Origin of the sequence: Polaromonas aquatica, assembly GCF_042659145.1 — a bacterium.
In the GTDB taxonomy this organism is placed as follows: Bacteria; Pseudomonadota; Gammaproteobacteria; order Burkholderiales; family Burkholderiaceae_C; genus Polaromonas; species Polaromonas aquatica.
In genome coordinates this window covers 13,614-30,798 of record NZ_JBHSRS010000082.1, presented here as the reverse complement: position 1 = coordinate 30,798, position 17,185 = coordinate 13,614, and the positions used below count along the sequence as shown (strand labels likewise).

The following is a 17,185-nucleotide window of genomic DNA, read 5'->3' as shown; positions in this document are numbered from 1 at the left end:
GCCCCACACCTGCTAATCTTGCGCCATGGCCACGCCACATTTCCGCCCTCCATCCGTGTGTCGCCCCCTTCACACATGCCTGCCGGTCCCGGCCCTGCTTGCCGGTGCCGGCCAGATCGGCTTGCGGAGCACCGCACCGGCATCTGCAGCAGCCCCATAAAGAAACAAGAACACCACATGCCCTACCTGCCAGCCTTCATTGCCCCCACCCGCTACACCGATGCAGCCGCAGCGCTCGCACAGGTGCAGCTGATTTACGAGCAACAGATCAGCCACCTGCGCAGCGCCATGCAGCGTTATGTGGCAGGCGAAACCCTGCCCGGCCACGTGCGGGCCTGCTACCCGTTTGTGCGTGTCCACACCGACACCGTGGCGCGCTCGCTGGCAACACCCGGCAGCCCTCAATTGAGTTACGGTTTTGTTGCTGGCCCCGGCCGTTACGAGACCACGCTGACACGGCCTGATCTTTATGGCGAGTACTACCTCGAACAGTTCAGGCTGCTGCTGCAAAACCACAGCGTGGAACTGGAAGTCGGCACCAGCACCCAGCCTATCCCTGTGCATTTTTCCTTTGCCGAGCACGACCACATAGAAGGCAACCTCAGTGCCGCACGCCGCACGCTGATGCGCGACGCATTTGACCTGCCCGACCTGGGCGCCATGGACGATGGCATTGCCAACGGCACTTTTGAAGCGCGGCCCGGCGAGCCGCAGCCGCTGTCGCTTTTTACGGCCGCGCGGGTGGACTACTCGCTGCAGCGCCTGCGCCACTACACCGGCACCTCGCCCGACTGGTTCCAGAACTTTGTGCTGTTCACCAATTACCAGTTTTATATCGACGAGTTTGTGCGCCTCGGACACGAAGCCATGGCCGACCCGAACAGCGAGTACACCTGTTTTGTGGAGCCCGGCAATGTGGTGACGCGCCGCGCCGGTTTGCCCGCAGCAGCCGGAGATGCATTGGGCGTGCCGCCGCCGCGCCTGCCGCAAATGCCGGCCTACCACCTGATGCGCGCCGACCGCACGGGCATCACCATGGTCAACATCGGCGTGGGGCCTGCCAACGCCAAAAACATCACCGACCATATTGCCGTGCTGCGCCCGCACGCCTGGATCATGCTCGGCCATTGCGCCGGCCTGCGCAACAGCCAGCAGCTCGGCGACTACGTGCTGGCCCACGGTTATGTGCGCGAGGACCACGTGCTTGATGAAGAGCTGCCGCTGTGGGTGCCGATACCGGCACTGGCCGAAATCCAGGTGGCGCTGGAGCGTGCCGTCAAGGACGTCACCAAAATGGAAGGCGCGGCCCTCAAAAGCATCATGCGCACCGGCACCGTGGCCTCCACCGACAACCGCAATTGGGAACTGCTGCCCAATAACCAGCCGCAACGCCGCTTCAGCCAGAGCCGCGCGGTTGCGCTGGACATGGAAAGCGCGACGATTGCCGCCAACGGTTTCCGCTTCCGGGTGCCCTACGGCACGCTGCTGTGCGTGAGCGACAAGCCGCTGCACGGCGAGATCAAGCTGCCCGGCATGGCCAACCACTTCTACCGCGAGCGGGTGGACCAGCACCTGCGCATTGGCATGCGTGCTATCGAGCTGCTGCGGGCAGAAGGCATCAACCAGTTACACAGCCGCAAGCTGCGCAGCTTTGCGGAAGTGGCGTTTCAGTAGGGCCGGGCTGATGGCAAGCCCCCTGCCCCGCTGGCCCCTGGTATTGATCACAGAAAAAACGCACGATGTGGCCATCGACATGATGTATGCCCGCCCGGACAATTTCACGGGCCACGTGATTTACCGGCACGCAGAGTGCTTTTTGCACCCCCAGGCCGAAGCCGGCCTGCGCAAGGCGGTTGCAGCAGCCAGAAGTTTTGGCTTCAGGCTCAAGATATTCGACGCCTACAGGTCGCAGCAAGCCCACGAAACGCTGTGGGCTGTCATGCCCGATGCGCGTTATGTGGCCGACCCGGTCAAGGGCTCCAACCACACACGCGGCGTGGCGATTGACCTGACGCTATTGAACAGCGCAGGCCAGGAACTCGACATGGGTACGCCGGTCGACACCATGACGCCCGCCTCACACCATTTTTACGCCGCGCTTCCTGCGGCCATGCTGGTCAACCGCATGTACCTGCTGACCATCATGCTGGAGGCCGGTTTTGTGCATCACCCGAACGAGTGGTGGCATTACCAGCTACCCGATGCCCATGATTTCCCGCTGATCAGCAGCGAGACATTTGAAACCTGCCTGGCCACCAGCACCTGATGCGCTGGATGCCCAAGACCAAGAGTTGGCGAATGCTACTTTTTTGATAGCTGACTGCGCGCACGCAGCGCCGACCACAGACACTTCTCATGCCTATTTCATGCCTCCAGGGGCCTGAGGAGGCCTTCCGGGGCCATATTCAGACCGACGTTTCAGGCAGGCTGCGCGTTTCGGGCCCAAGCTCAGCACGCATCAGCGGCAAATGCTGCGGATACTCGCGCTGCATGAAGTCCACCATCGCCTCGCGCACCTTGCAGCGCAGGTCCCAGTTCTGACCCGAGTTGGCAGAAGTCACCAACACGCGCAGTTGCATGCTGCGCTCGCCCGCCTCCACCACCTGCAGCTTGCACAGGCGCTTGTCCCATTCGGGCGAAGCCTCGCACACACGCTGCGCTTCGGCGCGCAGCGGCGCCAGCGGCATGCGGTAGTCCACCCACAGGAAAACCGTGCCTATGATGCTGGCACTCTTGCGCGTCCAGTTCTGGAAAGGGTTTTCAATAAACCACTGCAACGGGATGACCAGCCTGCGCTCGTCCCAGATTTTCAGCACGACGTAGGTGCCCGTGATTTCCTCGACCCGGCCCCATTCGCCCTGCACGACCAGCACATCGTCCAGCCGGATGGGCTGCGCCAGCGCGATCTGCAAGCCGGCGATCAGGTTGCTGAAAATCGGGCGTGCCGCAATGCCGGCAACCAGCCCGACCACGCCGGCTGAAGCCAGCAGGCTGGCCCCGAACTGCCGCGCCCCGGGAAAAGTCATCAGCATCAGGGACAACCCGGCCAGCAGCACCACAAACATGGCCGTGCGGGCCAGCATGCGGGTCTGGGTATGGATGCGCCTTGCCTGCAGGTTGTCCTCTATATCGACGGGATGCAGGCTGATGATGCCCATCGCCACCCCGCGCGCCGCGCGCATGCCCAGCCAGGTCAAGGCCAGCAGCAACAGCAGCGCATTGGCGTGGCGGATACCGCCAATCAGGGGAAAACCGTCAGGCGCGCCTTGCCAAACCGCCTGCAACGCGATCAGCGGCAGCAACAGCTGGGCCGGTCCCCTGCATTGCCGGGCCACCATGCCCGTCACCGGCATGGAACGCGTCACGCGCAGCACCACCATCGCGCCCACGCCGTGCACCAGCAGGGCCAGCACCACGGCGGCAAACGCTACAAGCAGGATGCGCAACGACGATTCGTCGGCCCAGTTGAGCAATGGCATCAGTTCCGGGAAATTCATGGGGCGCACATTCAAGCCGCGTGAGGCCTGACTTTCGAAGCCGCCAGTTTGGCATTGACACGCGCGGCCTCGACATCCGCATCAAACGCCAGCGCCACACCCATGCGGCGCTTGACAAAACTCTCGGGCTTGCCGAACAGCCGGATGTCGGTGTTGGGCACACGCAGCGCTTCGGCCACGCCGTCAAACACAATGCCCGTGGCATCGACGCCGCCGTAGATCACCGCGCTGGCGCCCGGGCTCTTGAGCGCGGTGTTGACCGGCAGGCCCAGGATGGCGCGCGCATGCAGTTCAAACTGGTTTTGCCATTGCGTGCACATGGTGACCATGCCGGTGTCGTGCGGGCGCGGGCTGACTTCACTGAACCAGACGTCGTCACCCTTGACAAACAGCTCAACGCCAAAGATACCCTGGCCGCCCAGGTTGTCCGTCACGGCCCTGGCGATGTCGCGGCTTTTTTGCAGGGCGGCTTCGCGCATGGGGTGCGGCTGCCAGCTTTCAATATAGTCGCCGCTGGCCTGGATGTGGCCGATCGGGTCGCAGAAATGGGTCTCGACCTTGCCGTCAGCCCCCAGCGCACGCACCGTGAGCTGCGTGATCTCGTAATCAAAATCAATAAAACCTTCAACAATCACCCGGCCATGGCTCACGCGGCCGCCCGCCATGGCGTAGTCCCAGGCCGCCTTGACGTCCGCCGAACCGGCAATCTTGCTCTGGCCCTTGCCGGACGAACTCATGACCGGTTTGATGATGCAGGGGTAGCCGATCTTCGAGTCGATGGCCGCCTGCAGCTCGGCCAGCGAATCGCAAAACACATAGGGGCTGGTCGGCAGGCCCAGGGTTTCAGCGGCGAGGCGGCGTATGCCTTCGCGGTCCATGGTCAGGCGTGCGGCACGCGCCGTGGGAATCACGCGCACCGTACCCGCGGCTTCAAGCTCCTCCAGCATAGGCGTGGCAATGGCCTCGATTTCAGGCACCACCAGGTGCGGCTTTTCCTTTTCAACCAGCGCCTTGAGTTGCGCCGGATCGCTCATGGTGATCGTGCGCGCATGGTGCGCGACCTGCTGGCCGGGCGCATGCTCGTAACGGTCCACGGCAATGGTTTCCACGCCCAAGCGCTGCAGCGCGATCAGCACCTCCTTGCCCAGCTCGCCGGAGCCGAGCAGCATGACTTTGGTTGCGTGGGGAGACAAAGGGGTACCGAATGTGGTCATGGGATTTGCAGGAATTGAAAGGGGAAGGTTTAAAAGCTCAGGCCCACGGGGGCAAAAGACAGAAACGAACACTGTACTTCACCCTGTGTAACGCAAGCCCGGACGGCCGCCGCAGCGCTTGCCCCTACGCCGCGCAGGTATACGCCACAAAGATGACAATCATTCTCATTTAAAACAAAACTCCGGAGAGCACCCTTTGACCGATACATCCAGCGCACCCGGCGGTGCCACCAATACAAGCCCCGCGCCAGCACGCAAACGCCGCCCGCCACGCCGCGTTGAGGTCAGCCGCATTCAGGTCCTGAGCCCGGCCATGCGCCGCATCACGCTCAAGGGCACCGAGCTTGAAGGCTTTGCGCCTGAAGCACCTGCCAGCTACCTCAAGCTTATATTCCCGGAACCGGGCCAGAGTGAGCCCGATCGCCCCCTGCCCGACGCGCCGCGGCCAAAATCCATGCGCACCTACACACCGCTGGCCGTCAGGCCCGAGGTACACGAAGTCGACGTGGACTTTGTGCTGCATGGCGAAGGTCCGGCATCCACCTGGGCCAGCCAGGCCAAAGTCGGCCAGGTGATCTACCTGATGGGCCCCGGCCCGGGTTATGCCCTCGACAAAACAGCTGCCCAACACCTGCTGATCGCTGACGACAGCGCCTTGCCTGCGGTTGAAAACATCCTGGCGGCCTTGCCCGCCAGCGCCAGCGTGCAGCTGCTCGTGGAAGTCATCAGCGCGCAGGAAGAACGTGCCCTGCAAAGCCCCGCAACAGTCAGCGCGCAGTGGCTGCCGCGCGGCACCGACCATCGCGCGGCCGGGCTGCCGCTTGAAAAAGCCTTGCGCGCCATGCCGCCCGTGCCTGCCGGTACAAGGGTCTACCTGGCCTGCGAAGCCGCAGCCATGCGCCGCATCCGCAAACTTCTGACGGATGAACTCGGCATCAACCGCAGCCAGATCGTGGGCCGGGGCTACTGGAAGCTGGACACGGCCAACCACCCAGACCACGATTACGGCGAGGATTGAGCCCCCACGGTCGCTCACTTCGTGTAGCTTCCTGCCCCCCGAGGGGGCCGCTGCGCCTGCGGCCTGGCAAAGCCAGTTCCGCGGCCCCTACTTGCGAAAACCCGAGGGAGGAGTCGCCATTCGTGCGCAACAATAGCGCCATGAGTGAAGCACTACTGAAGATCGAAGGCCTGACCAAACGCTACGGCGAGGCAACGGTTGTTGACAAGCTGTCGTTTGACATCGCCCCCGGCGAATGCCTGGGGGTCATAGGCCCCAATGGCGCCGGCAAGACCACCACGATACGCATGTGCCTGGGCCTGACCGCGCCGGATGCAGGCGAGATCACCTTCACACCCGGCGGTGCTGCCTTGCGCATGCCGCAGGATGCGCTGGCCATCAAACAAAGGCTGGGCATCGTCAGCCAGTTTGACAGCCTGGACCCGGACTTTTCCTGCGCAGAAAACCTGCTGGTGTTCGGCCGCTATTTCGGCATGAAAGACTCGGTGATCAGGGAGCGTATTCCCCGGCTGCTGGAGTTTGCCGCGCTGACACACAAGGCCGACGCAAAACTCAGCGAACTCTCAGGCGGCATGAAACGCCGTCTGAGCCTGGCACGTGCGCTGGTCAATGACCCGCAATTGCTGCTGCTCGACGAGCCCACCACAGGCCTGGACCCGCAGGCCCGGCACCTGATGTGGGAACGCCTGCAAAGGCTGGTGCAGCAGGGCAAATCGATTTTGCTGACCACCCATTTCATGGACGAGGCCGAGCGCCTGTGCAACCGGCTGCTGGTGCTGGACCACGGCAAAAAAATGACCGAAGGCACACCGCGCCAGCTGATTGCCGACAACCTGGAGCCCGACGTGGTCGAGGTCTATGGCACGGGCGCGCTGGCCCTGGTCGACTCGCCGCTCAAGGCCCTGGCTTCACGCACCGAGGTCAGCGGCGAGACCGTATTTTTCTACACCCAGGATTCCAAAAAGCTGCTGTCGGCACTGACCGATTACCCGCAGTTGCGTACGCTGCACCGGCCGGCCAATCTTGAGGATCTGTTCCTCAAACTTACCGGCAGGCAAATAAGGGAGGATGCTTGATGTCAGCGAGTACCAATGCCGCCCTGTTCCGTGCGCCGCAAATCAGCAGGCGCTGGCTGCCGGTGTTCAGGCGCAACCTGCTGGTCTGGCGCAAGCTGGCCATTCCCAGCCTGGTCGGCAATATTGCGGAACCGCTGATCACGCTGGTAGCCTTCGGCTACGGGCTGGGCGCCCTGGTCGGACAGGTCCAGCTGAATGGTGCGGCCGTGCCCTACATCCTGTTTTTGGCCAGCGGCTCGATCTGCATGAGCGCGATGAATGCCGCGTCGTTTGAAGCGCTGTACTCGGCCTTCTCGCGCATGCAGGTGCAACGCACCTGGGACGGCATCATGAACGCGCCCGTGCAACTGGACGACGTGGTGTTTGCGGAAATGCTGTGGGCGGCGTTCAAGTCGCTGTTCACCACGGTCGTGATCCTGCTCGTCATGCTGGCGCTGGGCATCAGCCACAGCCCCATGCTGCTGCTGGCCTTGCCGCTGCTCGGGCTGGTCGGCATCACCTTTGCGTGCATTGCGCTGATCTTCAACGCACTGGCCAAGGGCTACGACTTTTTCACCTATTACTTCACGCTGTTCCTCACGCCGACCATGTTCCTGAGCGGCGTGTTTTTCCCGCGTGACCAGTTGCCGGGTGTCATGCGGGTCATCTCCGACTGGCTGCCGCTGACGGCTGCCGTCGAATTGATACGCCCGCTCTTCATGGGTCAATGGCCGGCACACGGCCTGCAGAACCTGGCCCTGCTACTGGCCTACGCGGTGGCAGGTTTCTGGATCGCGCTGGCACTGACGCGCAAACGCTTTCGGAGTTGAGGTTTGACCATGACACAAGCATTAAACAGTGAATCGCTCCGGCAGATTGGCCGGGAAACCCAGCCAGGCGCCTGCAGTTGCTCACTTCGCCCATGCGCCGGCTGGGAAAGCTTCACGGAGGACCGCTGGCCGGCCGGCCAGATGCGCCAGCTTGGCAGCTTGCGCGACCCCGAGGTGTACGAGCCGACCCAGGAGGAATACCACCCGGACGGCACCCGCTATGCCTCGCCGGATGCCCCCATTGCAGTGAAATTTTTCCCCTGCAACGTCAGTGATGTCTATGCCTGCAACAACTGTAAAAAAGTTGTCTTGCGTTACACGGAATTCGGCGGTTATTACGTGGACCACCGCGTGCGGGAGCTGGACCCGGACCTGGTGGTTTAAACCTTAGGATCAAGCCTCGCTGATTGCAGGCACCGAAAACCGCGAAGTCAGCTCACCCAGCCCCAGCTCATCCAGCACCTGCTGCAGGCGTATTTGCGCTGCACGGGTTTTCGCAGGATGCGGCGTGGCCGGCCGGCTCGCCAGGATCAACTCATTTTTCATCGAATGTTCCCAGCCTACCAGTTCGGTCACGGTGACCTGGTAGCCGCTGGCTTCGAGTTGCAGGCAGCGCAGCACATTGGTGATCTGGCTACCGAACTCCCGGGTATGCAGCGGGTGGCGCCACAACTCGGCCAGCGGGTTTTTCGCCAGGTTGAGGGCCTTGCCCTTTTTGAGCACACCGGCCACCTCGGCCTGGCAGCAAGGTACCAGCACCATGTGGCGCGCATTTTTCGCGAGGCCAAAAGCAATCGCATCGTCAGTCGCCGTATCACAGGCGTGCAGGGCAGTCACGATGTCAATGCCCGCCGGCAGGTCCGGCGACCTTGTGGCCTCCTGCACCGACAGGTTTAAAAACGACATGCGTTCAAAACCAAGACGAGCGGCCAGCACGCGGGATTTTTCCACCAGCTCCGCGCGGGTCTCGATACCGTAAATATGGCCGGTGGTTTTTTCTCCCCGGTGCGCCACATTGAAGAACAGGTCGTAAAGAATAAAACCCAGGTAGGACTTGCCGGCACCGTGATCTGCCAGCGCGGGCGCCGGGCTGCTTGCCGACACCTCGTTGAGCAGGGGTTCTATGAACTGGTACAGGTGGTAGACCTGCTTGAGCTTGCGCCGGGTGTCCTGGTTGAGCTTGCCCTCGCGCGTGAGGATATGCAGTTCTTTCAGCAACTCTATTGACTGGCCGGGCCTGAGCTCTTCAATAACCTGACCGGGTTTTGGACTGGCGACTTGCCGGACTGGTTTTCCCGCTGGTGAGGTGGTATTTTTTTGCATGAACGTCCAGTTTAACGGGGGTCCTGATTCGTCTCTTGTGAGCGACAACAATCCGGGGAGTGGGCGCACATCCCAAACACAGACCAAGTTGACGTCAGGAAAAAGGGGCACTAAACTGCCACTTATTGCCATAAGTGGCAATAAATGCAATCTGACAAACAAAGCCATTTTCAAGAGGTAGTCTATGCACGTCGAACATATCACTCCATGTATTGGATCGGAGATCACCGGCATTGACCTGTCCGATCAGGCACAAGTCAAAGCCCAGGCGGAGAATTTGCGCACCCTTCTGGCGGAACGGCAGGTGATCTTCTTTCGGGATCAGGAGCTCAGTCCCGCAGCTCAGGTTCGCTTGGCGCAGGTTTTCGGCAGGGTTGATCCGGTTTCGTCCACGTTCCCCGCACACCCGGAAGAGCCCCACGTAGAACTCCTCATCAGCCAGGGGACCCGGACGGGAACGGACATCTGGCATGCCGACCTGACATGGCAAAAATCTCCGCCAGCCGGCGCATGCCTGTATGCGCTGGATGTTCCAGACACAGGGGGCGACACGATGTGGGCCAGCATGACAGCGGCTTACGCCTCATTGAATGAGGACATGCAGGCCTACCTGCGAAAGTTGAGCGCCCTTCACAATTGGGAAGCTCCGGCACTAAGGGCCAACCTGGCACGGCGGGACCCCACCGGTGAACTCTATAGATCGACTCGCCAGAAGTACGTTCCTATCGAGCAACCCGTTGTGCTCGATCACCCGGTCACCGGCAAGCCCGTAGTTTTTGTGAACTCTCTCTACACCACGCACATCCAGGGTGTCACGAATGACGAAAGTGTTGCACTGATTTCCCTGCTCAGTGGCCTGGCCAAAGTACCTGAATGGCAAGTTCGCTTTCGCTGGCGGAAAGGCTCGGTGGCGGTATGGGACAACCTCGCCACGCAGCACTATGCGATCAATGACTATCACCCCGCAGCCCGGCGGATGCATCGCGTAGCGATCCGCAGAGAGTGACCCCTTCCACTTTTCTCAGTACCGTTTTCATCCAGATCTTTCCCAAAGGCCAATCCCATGAAAAACATTCACCGAGCATTCGTTCTTGCAGCGTCCCTTACGGCCGCATGTTTTACCGGTGCCACCTGGGCCCAAGCATATCCCGGCAAGCCCGTATCGATTGTGGTCGCGTACCCGGCAGGCGGGGACACCGATGTGCTGGCACGCCTCCTCGCCGATAAGCTGTCAACCCGGATCGGGCAGCCCGTGGTGGTCGACAACCGATCCGGCGCCAGCGGAATCATCGGCAGCAACTTCGTGGCCAAGGCTCCGGCAAACGGCTATACGCTGCTATTTGCGCCAAGCACGTTTTCAATCGCTCAGCTGGTACTCAAAACCGGATCGGCTGCGGGCTATGACGTGCTGCACGGCTTCACGCCCGTTATCGAAGCGGGCACCGTATCGATCTTTCTTGTCGCGGGTTCGAGCGCCAACGTCAGGAGTTTCAAGGATGCGGTTACGGCAGCCAAAACCCGGCCAATGAGCTATGCCAGCCCCGGCAGCGGCTCGCCAATGCACATCCTCGGCGAGATGGTCAATAAAGCGACCGGCGCGCACTTCGACCATGTCCCCTACAAAGGCGTGGCACCAGCAGTCAACGACGTGTTGGGCGGCCATGTTCCGCTGACCTACATCACACTCGGCTCAGTAGCACCGTACCTTCCCAACGGCAAGCTCTTACCTCTGGCAGTCGCCGACCGCCAGCGCTCGCCGCTAGCGCCCAACGTGCCGACGCTACAGGAACTCGGCTACAAGGACGTTGAGGTCACGTCCTGGTACGGCCTGTTCGGACCAAAGGACATGCCACCTGAGGTCGTGAAAACACTGAACGAACATCTGAACGAGATCCTGAAAATGCCCGATGTCGTTTCGCGCATGGCCACACTGGGTGCCGTGCCCGTAGGCGGATCTCCAGAAATACTGGGCAAGACCAACGCTGCGGATTTTGAACGCTTCGGCAAGATCATCAAGGACCTGGGCATTCAGGCCGACTGACTCCGAAAAACCCGACAGCCCCGCGCTACGGGAAGTGATCTGTCCCCCGGGGGGGTCTTCGCCCTTTCCTCATTGGAGGCAGGCCTTCACCCGGATTCGGCCCTCCCGATTGATCGTCTTGTTGAATTCTGTCTGCCAGCATCCGCGAAATGAACTGCAGATATTTGTCGACTTGCCGATCTGCCTCCGGGCCGTCGCCAAACAATTCGGCAATAAGTGGTTGCGCAGTTGGAATGAATGCCGAAACACTGAGAATCGCCAGATGAACAAAACGCGGGTCCAGGCCGGCAAGCTGGGAATCGTCCATAAGCATGCTCGTGAGTTCCAGCCCGCGCTTGGTAATCCGTTGCAAGGGCGCTTCTGTCAAAGGTACCTTTTCGTCAACTTCGAAATGGTAAATCTCCGAGAGCGCCAGCCGTTCGAACTGTGGATGTTCGCGCATGAACTCCAGCCGAAGAATCAGACGCTGATGCACACGATCGGACAAGGTCCCCTGCACCCTGAGCGCCACCTCCATGCGGTCCTGCAGCTGACGCATCAAATATTCGGTCACCTCTCTCAACAAACCCTTGAGATCCGAAAAATAGTAGCGTACAAGCGCACGGGTAACGCCTGCTGCACCGGCAATCTCCAGGATGCTCAATTGCTCGGGCGTTCTGGTCTTGAGCAAGCGAATCGTAGTGTCAAAAATAATCTCCTTGCCCACACTTGCGTTGGCGGCAGGGCGGCCGCTGGCGCGCCGCGGCCTTGGCGTCGGAGAGGTATCTGGGCGTATCGTCTTTTTCGGCATGTAGATCAATTGTCGACGATGAACATCGCCGGGCTTATCGGGCCTGTCACCACCTCACTGAGCCGAACTTTTGAGCACGTGTGAAGAGCAAGAAAAGTGACGACGCGCCAAACCTGAATATTTCGTTACCCAGTCACTAACATTTCACCGGGTTGGCAAGGACTTCACCAATCCGGTTATCCAACACACCTTGCCATTGAAATGGGCAATCAGAAAAATAAATTGTACGCAATTTAATTGCGAGATAAAATCAAGACATGCCAAACAAATCCGATGCCATGCTCAAGCTGGACAACCAGCTGTGTTTTGCGCTGTATTCAACCTCGCTGGCCATGACCAGGCTGTACAAGCCGTTGCTCGATGAGCTGGGCCTGACCTATCCGCAGTACCTGGCGATGCTGGTGCTGTGGGAGAAGGACGGCCTGATGGTGTCCGAACTCGGCGAGCGCCTTTACCTTGACTCGGGCACGCTCACGCCCCTGCTGAAACGCCTGGAGTCGTCCGGCCTGATTTCGCGCATCCGTGCCGTCGAAGACGAGCGCCGTGTGCATATCACGCTGACCGCTGCGGGTCGCAAACTCAAAGCCAGGGCCGCCAGGATTCCAGGCTGCATCCTGAGCGCCAGCCAGTGCTCCATCCCCGAACTGATTGCATTGACCCAGCAAGTGCAGGCTTTACGGCAACAGCTCCTTGCATAACAATTTCAGCCAGTCCTCCAGCGCAAACGGTTTTTAGTTTCTCGACACACCCCAATCCCGGGGTATTTTCCAAAGGAAGCACCATGACCACCAAGCTCGAAAAAGTCCTCTACACCGCCCATGCCCACACCACGGGTGGCCGTGACGGCAAGTCAAAAACCGATGACGGCCGCCTGGACGTCACGCTAAGCTCGCCTGGCACCTCCGGCACCGGCACCAATCCCGAGCAGCTGTTTGCAGCCGGTTATTCGGCCTGCTTTATCGGCGCCATGAAAGCCGTTGCCGGCATGCAGAAAATCACCCTGCCTGCAGACCTTTCGATTGACGCCAGCATTGATCTGGGAAAAATCCCCGCCGGCTACGGCATTGCCGCCCGACTGGATATCAGCCTCCCCGGCATGGACCGCACGGCAGCGCAAGCGCTGATCGACGCAGCCCACCAGGTCTGCCCCTACTCCAATGCCACGCGCGGCAATATTGATGTGACGATCACACTCAAGTAATCAGGCCCCAGGTTCGCGCGCTTCGTGCCATGCAGGTCGCCATGGGGAAAACTTCCCCATGGCGACCTGCGCGCATTCCGGCACCGTTGATGACTCGTGCCGCAAAAATTTTCTCTTGTCAGGCGTACGTAACCCAGCCGCGAAACGCCAGGCCGGCATAGAACAGCTGTGTGCCAGTGAACCCTGCCTCCTTGAGCATGCGCTCCTCTTCGTCAGGGCCAAGCAGCGGCAGCCTTGAACCAATCGCTGACGCCGCGTTGCGGGCATCTTCCGGGTCGACGCCCGAGGCGATGGCGAACGCAGCGTAACGCGAGAGCCACAGGTCACGGTCTCCCGGAGCCTGCGGAAAACTCATATGGGCCAGAACAAACGGTGCACCGGGCTTGAGGCGGCGACGAATCTCCTTCAATGTGCGACTGCGTTCCTCGATGCTTACAAAGTGCATCGTCAGGAGGCAGGTCGCGGCATCGAACGGACCAGCCGCTGCCGTTTCCACGTAGCCATGGTGTAGCTGGACGCGATCGGCAAGTGGCCCGAGCGCGGCCTCGGCCAGCGCAAGCATGGGTTTTGAAGGATCAACACCGACAAAGCGCCATTGCGGGTACGCCTGCGCAAGGGCTTTCAATTCGACACCACCACCCGCCCCGATGACAAGCACGTTGGCGTACTCCGGTGCCCGTTCCGCCACCAGCAAGGCAGTCATTGTTTGCAAGTCGGACCAGCCCGGGACCAGGCGCCGGGTTTTGTCAGCATACGCAGAAACTGCAAGAGGGTCATTGAAGTGGGCGGACGGATCGACATTCGACTGAGTCATGCGATAAGTCTACCGTCCCCATCGGAGCCTGAAAAATTGACTCTCAGGACACATGCGACAGCAAGTGTCGCCAAAGCGGCCCGGCCGTATTGAACAGCCGGGCCGCTTCGTTTATGGTGCAGCCATGACAAGCAGCACCCTCACCCGCTTTCTGGTCCGCAAGGACAATCTCGGCACAACCCAGTTGCACAATGCCCCGCCGCGCGCACTGGCTGCCGGCGAGGTACGGCTGGCGGTCGACTCTTTTGCGCTGACATCCAACAACATCACTTACGCGGCTTTCGGCGATACCATGCAGTACTGGGGCTTTTACCCGGTGCCCGAGGTGGAGGATCGCGGCTGGGGCTGCATCCCGGTCTGGGGGTTTGCGACCGTGCGCGAGTCGCGGTGCGACGGCGTGGCGGTGGGCGAGAAGTTCTACGGTTATTACCCCATGGCCTCCCAAGCCGTGCTGGCGCCGGTGCGGGTCGATACCGGCGGTTTTTCCGACGGCGCCGGCCACAGGCGCGACTTGCATGCGGTCTACAACCAGTACATGCGCTGCAGCGCCGACCCGTTTTACAGCGCCTCGACCGAAGACCTGCAGGCCTTGCTGCGGCCGCTGTTCATCACCTCCTTCCTGATCGACGACTTCCTGGCCGACAACGACTTTTTTGGCGCCCCGGCAGGCGCCATGCTGCTGTCCAGCGCGTCCAGCAAAACTGCTTACGGCACCGCCTTCCAGCTGGCGCAACGACCCGGCATTGAAGTGATAGGCCTGACCTCGCCGGGCAATATCGCCTTTTGCGAAAGTCTGGGCTGTTACAGCCGCGTGCTGGGTTATGAACAACTGGACCAGATCGCCGCCGACCGCGCCTCAATTTATGTGGACTTCGCCGGTAACGCCAAACTGCGCCATGCCGTCCACAGCCGCTTTGCCAACCTCAAGTACAGCTGCTCGATAGGAGGCACCCACGTGAGCGAACTTGGTAATGCAAAGGACCTGCCCGGCCCCCGCGCCACCCTGTTTTTTGCGCCTGCCCAGATCAAAAAACGCAGCGCCGACTGGGGCCGTGACGGCCTGGGCCAGCGCCTGGTGCAAGCCTGGCAAACATTCAGCGCCCGTGTGGAACAACCACCGGCGCCCTGGCTGCTCACGCAGCACCACGCAGGCGCCGAAGCGGTGACCGCAATTTACCGGCAGGTGCTGGCCGGCAGTGGCGACCCACGCACAGGGCACCTGCTGAGGCTTTGACTGCGGCCTCATCTGCTATCGTTTTTATAGCTGTTTGCGCGCATCCCATGTCGGCCACAGGCCCTTTTTGTTCATAAAAAGGGGCTGTGGCAGGGAACAACGACAATGGAGGCATGACTGACAACAACAAGGCTGCTCCGGCGCGCAACATCGTTCACGCCTACGAGCACCTGACCCCCGACCTCGTGCTGGACGCGCTGGCCAGCGTGGGTTTGCTGGGTGATGGACGGCTGATGGCGCTGTCAAGTTATGAGAACCGGGTCTACCAGGTTCACCTTGAAGGCACGGCCGACGCACCCGGCGATGTCGTGGTCGTCAAGTTTTACCGCCCCGACCGCTGGAGCGATGCACAGATCATTGAAGAGCACGCGTTTGCCGCCGAGCTGATGGCGGCAGAAATCCCGGTGGTGGGTGCACTGGTGCTGGATGGAAAAACCCTGAACCATTTCGGCGGTTTCAGCTTCAGCGTGTCGCCAAGCCGCGGCGGCAGGCGGCCGGAACTCGACAACCTTGAGGTGCTGGAGTGGATAGGCCGTTTCCTGGCGCGCATACACACCGTCGGCAGCGTCCATCCTTTCACGCACCGCCCCGCGCTGAACCTGCAAACCTTCGGCTACGCATCGCGCGACATCCTGCTGGAGGGCGGCTACTTGCCGCTGGACATGAGCTCGCGCTGGCACAAGGCCTTTGATGAAGCGATGCTGACAGCGCAGGCCGTGTTTGAAAGTGTCGGTGAGGTCCAGACCCTGCGCCTGCACGGTGACTGCCACCCCGGCAACATCCTGTGGACACCCGAGGGCCTGCCCGGCGCCGGCCCGCACTTTGTGGACCTGGACGACGCACGCAGCGGCCCCGCCGTGCAGGACCTGTGGATGCTGGTGTCGGGCGACCGCGCCCAAAGCACACGCCAGCTGGGCGCGCTGGTCGATGGTTACGAAGAGTTCCGCGAATTTGACAGGCGCGAACTGGCGCTGATCGAGCCGCTGCGCACGTTGCGCCTGGTGCATTACAGCGCCTGGCTGGCGCAGCGCTGGCACGACCCGATCTTTCCGATCAACTTCCCCTGGTTCGGCTCCAGTGATTACTGGAAAGGCCAGGTCGACATGCTGGAAGAACAGACCGAAGCCATGCAGGGCGCACCGCTGATCGTCTGAGCTTGTGCAGCCACGCCAGGTCAGCCGACCGGGTTTTCCAGGCTGCCGATACCGTCAATCTCGATCCGTACCACATCGCCTGCCTGCAGGTATTTGGGTGGCTTGAAGCCTATGCCGACACCGACCGGCGTGCCGGTTGCAATCACGTCACCGGGGTAAAGCGTGATGCCTGCCGACAGGGTTTCAATCAGTTTCGGGATGTCAAAAATCAGGTCGGCCGTTGAAGCGTCCTGGCGCAGTTCATTGTTGACGTAGCAACGCAGCCGGGTTTTGCTGCCGTCGCACTCGTCCGCACTCACCAGCCACGGGCCCATGGGGCAGAAGGTGTCAAACGATTTGCCCATGTCCCATTGCTGGTGGCGGCTCTGCCAGTCGCGCGCGGTGACGTCGTTGACGATGGTGTAACCCCAGACATGCGACATGGCATCGCCGGCGGCAATGCCCTTGCCGCCGCGCCCGATGATGACGGCCAGCTCGGCCTCGTAATCAATCGCTGTGGAGACAGCCGGCATCTCGATGGTGGCGCCAGGCCCGACCACCGACTCGGGCACCTTGGTGAAGATGATGGGATCAGCCGGAATGTCGCCGCCCGACTTGGCGCTGCTGTCAAACCCGCTACCGGCAAACTCCTTGGCATGGGCAAAGTAGTTTTTGCCGACGCAGAAAATATTGCGCCGCGGTTTTGGCAAAGGCGCCGTGATGTGCACATCCGCCAGGGCCACCGCAGCCAGCAGCGCCGGCAAGGCCTCGCCGCGCGCCTGCATTTCAATGATGGGCAAGGCGCCCTGCCCGCGCTGCACGGCAGTCAGGTCAAACGGCTGGATCTGCTTGAGGTCGCTGGAGACCAGACCTACGCCGGGCTGGCCGTTTTGGTGAAAAGCAACAATTTTCATGGTGTCGTGTCTCTCTTGTCGTTATGCCGGGCCGCCAGCCGGGGCCGGCGTTCAGTGCGCTTGCCAAAGATTAGGGATTGCGATGATCCCCGGTTTTCAGGCGGATGTTAGCATGCAAACT

General features: G+C 61.2%; 18 protein-coding genes. 12 read left to right on the top strand and 6 right to left on the bottom strand.

Translation table 11 applies throughout. From position 1 onward, the window contains the following. The first annotated feature begins 177 nt into the window (after window positions 1–177). Window positions 178–1,674 carry an AMP nucleosidase gene (locus ACFQND_RS17915; RefSeq protein WP_371436852.1) on the top strand — a complete coding sequence of 499 codons (1,497 nt, stop codon included), beginning with the start codon at window positions 178–180 and terminating at the stop codon, window positions 1,672–1,674. A gap of 10 nt (window positions 1,675–1,684) precedes the next feature. Beyond that, window positions 1,685–2,266 (top strand): D-alanyl-D-alanine dipeptidase, encoded by a 582-nt coding sequence (gene ddpX, locus ACFQND_RS17910; RefSeq protein ID WP_371436851.1) that lies wholly within the window; start codon window positions 1,685–1,687, stop codon window positions 2,264–2,266. A gap of 139 nt (window positions 2,267–2,405) precedes the next feature. Here ddpX and ACFQND_RS17905 read toward each other — a convergent pair whose 3' ends face one another. Next, a complete protein-coding gene (locus ACFQND_RS17905) occupies window positions 2,406–3,497 on the bottom strand; it encodes a mechanosensitive ion channel family protein (RefSeq protein WP_371436850.1) in 1,092 nt (363 codons plus the stop codon). Window positions 3,498–3,508: 11 nt separating this feature from the next. Beyond that, on the bottom strand, window positions 3,509–4,711 hold the full coding sequence (gene purT, locus ACFQND_RS17900; RefSeq protein ID WP_371436849.1) for a formate-dependent phosphoribosylglycinamide formyltransferase: 1,203 nt from the start codon (window positions 4,709–4,711) through the stop codon (window positions 3,509–3,511). Window positions 4,712–4,907: 196 nt separating this feature from the next. Between purT and ACFQND_RS17895 the strand changes: the two genes are divergently transcribed. The 4 genes from ACFQND_RS17895 (at window position 4,908) to ACFQND_RS17880 (ending at window position 7,998) form a co-directional block, all read left to right on the top strand. Continuing rightward, window positions 4,908–5,729: a siderophore-interacting protein gene (locus tag ACFQND_RS17895; RefSeq protein ID WP_371436848.1), complete on the top strand. Its 822-nt coding sequence runs from the start codon at window positions 4,908–4,910 to the stop codon at window positions 5,727–5,729. A 140-nt stretch (window positions 5,730–5,869) separates the two neighbouring features. Next, a complete protein-coding gene (locus ACFQND_RS17890; protein ID WP_371436847.1) occupies window positions 5,870–6,805 on the top strand; it encodes an ATP-binding cassette domain-containing protein in 936 nt (311 codons plus the stop codon). After that, complete coding sequence (locus ACFQND_RS17885; protein ID WP_371436846.1) at window positions 6,805–7,614, top strand: ABC transporter permease; 810 nt, start codon at window positions 6,805–6,807, stop codon at window positions 7,612–7,614. The genes ACFQND_RS17890 and ACFQND_RS17885 overlap by 1 nt, the downstream gene beginning before the upstream one ends. A 9-nt stretch (window positions 7,615–7,623) precedes the next feature. After that, entirely contained in the window at window positions 7,624–7,998 is a 375-nt protein-coding gene (locus ACFQND_RS17880) for a hypothetical protein (RefSeq protein WP_371436845.1), read from the top strand. A gap of 9 nt (window positions 7,999–8,007) precedes the next feature. Here ACFQND_RS17880 and ACFQND_RS17875 read toward each other — a convergent pair whose 3' ends face one another. Further along, on the bottom strand, window positions 8,008–8,937 hold the full coding sequence (locus tag ACFQND_RS17875; protein ID WP_371436844.1) for a class I SAM-dependent methyltransferase: 930 nt from the start codon (window positions 8,935–8,937) through the stop codon (window positions 8,008–8,010). A 184-nt stretch (window positions 8,938–9,121) separates the two neighbouring features. Here ACFQND_RS17875 and ACFQND_RS17870 point away from each other — a divergent pair, with 184 nt between their 5' ends. Together ACFQND_RS17870 and ACFQND_RS17865 are read left to right on the top strand one after the other, a co-directional pair. Then, entirely contained in the window at window positions 9,122–9,943 is an 822-nt protein-coding gene (locus ACFQND_RS17870) for a TauD/TfdA dioxygenase family protein (protein WP_371436843.1), read from the top strand. A 57-nt stretch (window positions 9,944–10,000) separates the two neighbouring features. After that, complete coding sequence (locus ACFQND_RS17865) at window positions 10,001–10,978, top strand: Bug family tripartite tricarboxylate transporter substrate binding protein (RefSeq protein WP_371436842.1); 978 nt, start codon at window positions 10,001–10,003, stop codon at window positions 10,976–10,978. 25 nt (window positions 10,979–11,003) lie between these two features. Here the strand turns inward: ACFQND_RS17865 and ACFQND_RS17860 are convergent, their stop codons facing one another. Next, window positions 11,004–11,768, bottom strand: a complete 765-nt coding sequence (locus ACFQND_RS17860; protein ID WP_371436841.1) for a TetR/AcrR family transcriptional regulator — start codon at window positions 11,766–11,768, stop codon at window positions 11,004–11,006. A gap of 257 nt (window positions 11,769–12,025) precedes the next feature. Between ACFQND_RS17860 and ACFQND_RS17855 the strand changes: the two genes are divergently transcribed. Further along, window positions 12,026–12,466, top strand: a complete 441-nt coding sequence (locus tag ACFQND_RS17855) for a MarR family winged helix-turn-helix transcriptional regulator (RefSeq protein ID WP_371436840.1) — start codon at window positions 12,026–12,028, stop codon at window positions 12,464–12,466. Window positions 12,467–12,549: 83 nt separating this feature from the next. Beyond that, a complete protein-coding gene (locus tag ACFQND_RS17850) occupies window positions 12,550–12,969 on the top strand; it encodes an organic hydroperoxide resistance protein (protein ID WP_371436839.1) in 420 nt (139 codons plus the stop codon). A 118-nt stretch (window positions 12,970–13,087) separates the two neighbouring features. Here ACFQND_RS17850 and ACFQND_RS17845 read toward each other — a convergent pair whose 3' ends face one another. Next, window positions 13,088–13,783 (bottom strand): methyltransferase domain-containing protein, encoded by a 696-nt coding sequence (locus tag ACFQND_RS17845; RefSeq protein WP_377414257.1) that lies wholly within the window; start codon window positions 13,781–13,783, stop codon window positions 13,088–13,090. A 124-nt stretch (window positions 13,784–13,907) separates the two neighbouring features. Here ACFQND_RS17845 and ACFQND_RS17840 point away from each other — a divergent pair, with 124 nt between their 5' ends. Continuing rightward, window positions 13,908–15,017 (top strand): DUF2855 family protein, encoded by a 1,110-nt coding sequence (locus ACFQND_RS17840; protein WP_371436838.1) that lies wholly within the window; start codon window positions 13,908–13,910, stop codon window positions 15,015–15,017. A gap of 113 nt (window positions 15,018–15,130) precedes the next feature. Further along, on the top strand, window positions 15,131–16,171 hold the full coding sequence (locus ACFQND_RS17835; protein WP_371436837.1) for a serine/threonine protein kinase: 1,041 nt from the start codon (window positions 15,131–15,133) through the stop codon (window positions 16,169–16,171). A gap of 20 nt (window positions 16,172–16,191) precedes the next feature. On the opposite strand, the gene ACFQND_RS17830 is transcribed toward ACFQND_RS17835, so the two are convergent. Continuing rightward, a complete protein-coding gene (locus ACFQND_RS17830; protein ID WP_371436836.1) occupies window positions 16,192–17,064 on the bottom strand; it encodes a fumarylacetoacetate hydrolase family protein in 873 nt (290 codons plus the stop codon). Window positions 17,065–17,185 lie beyond the last annotated feature (121 nt).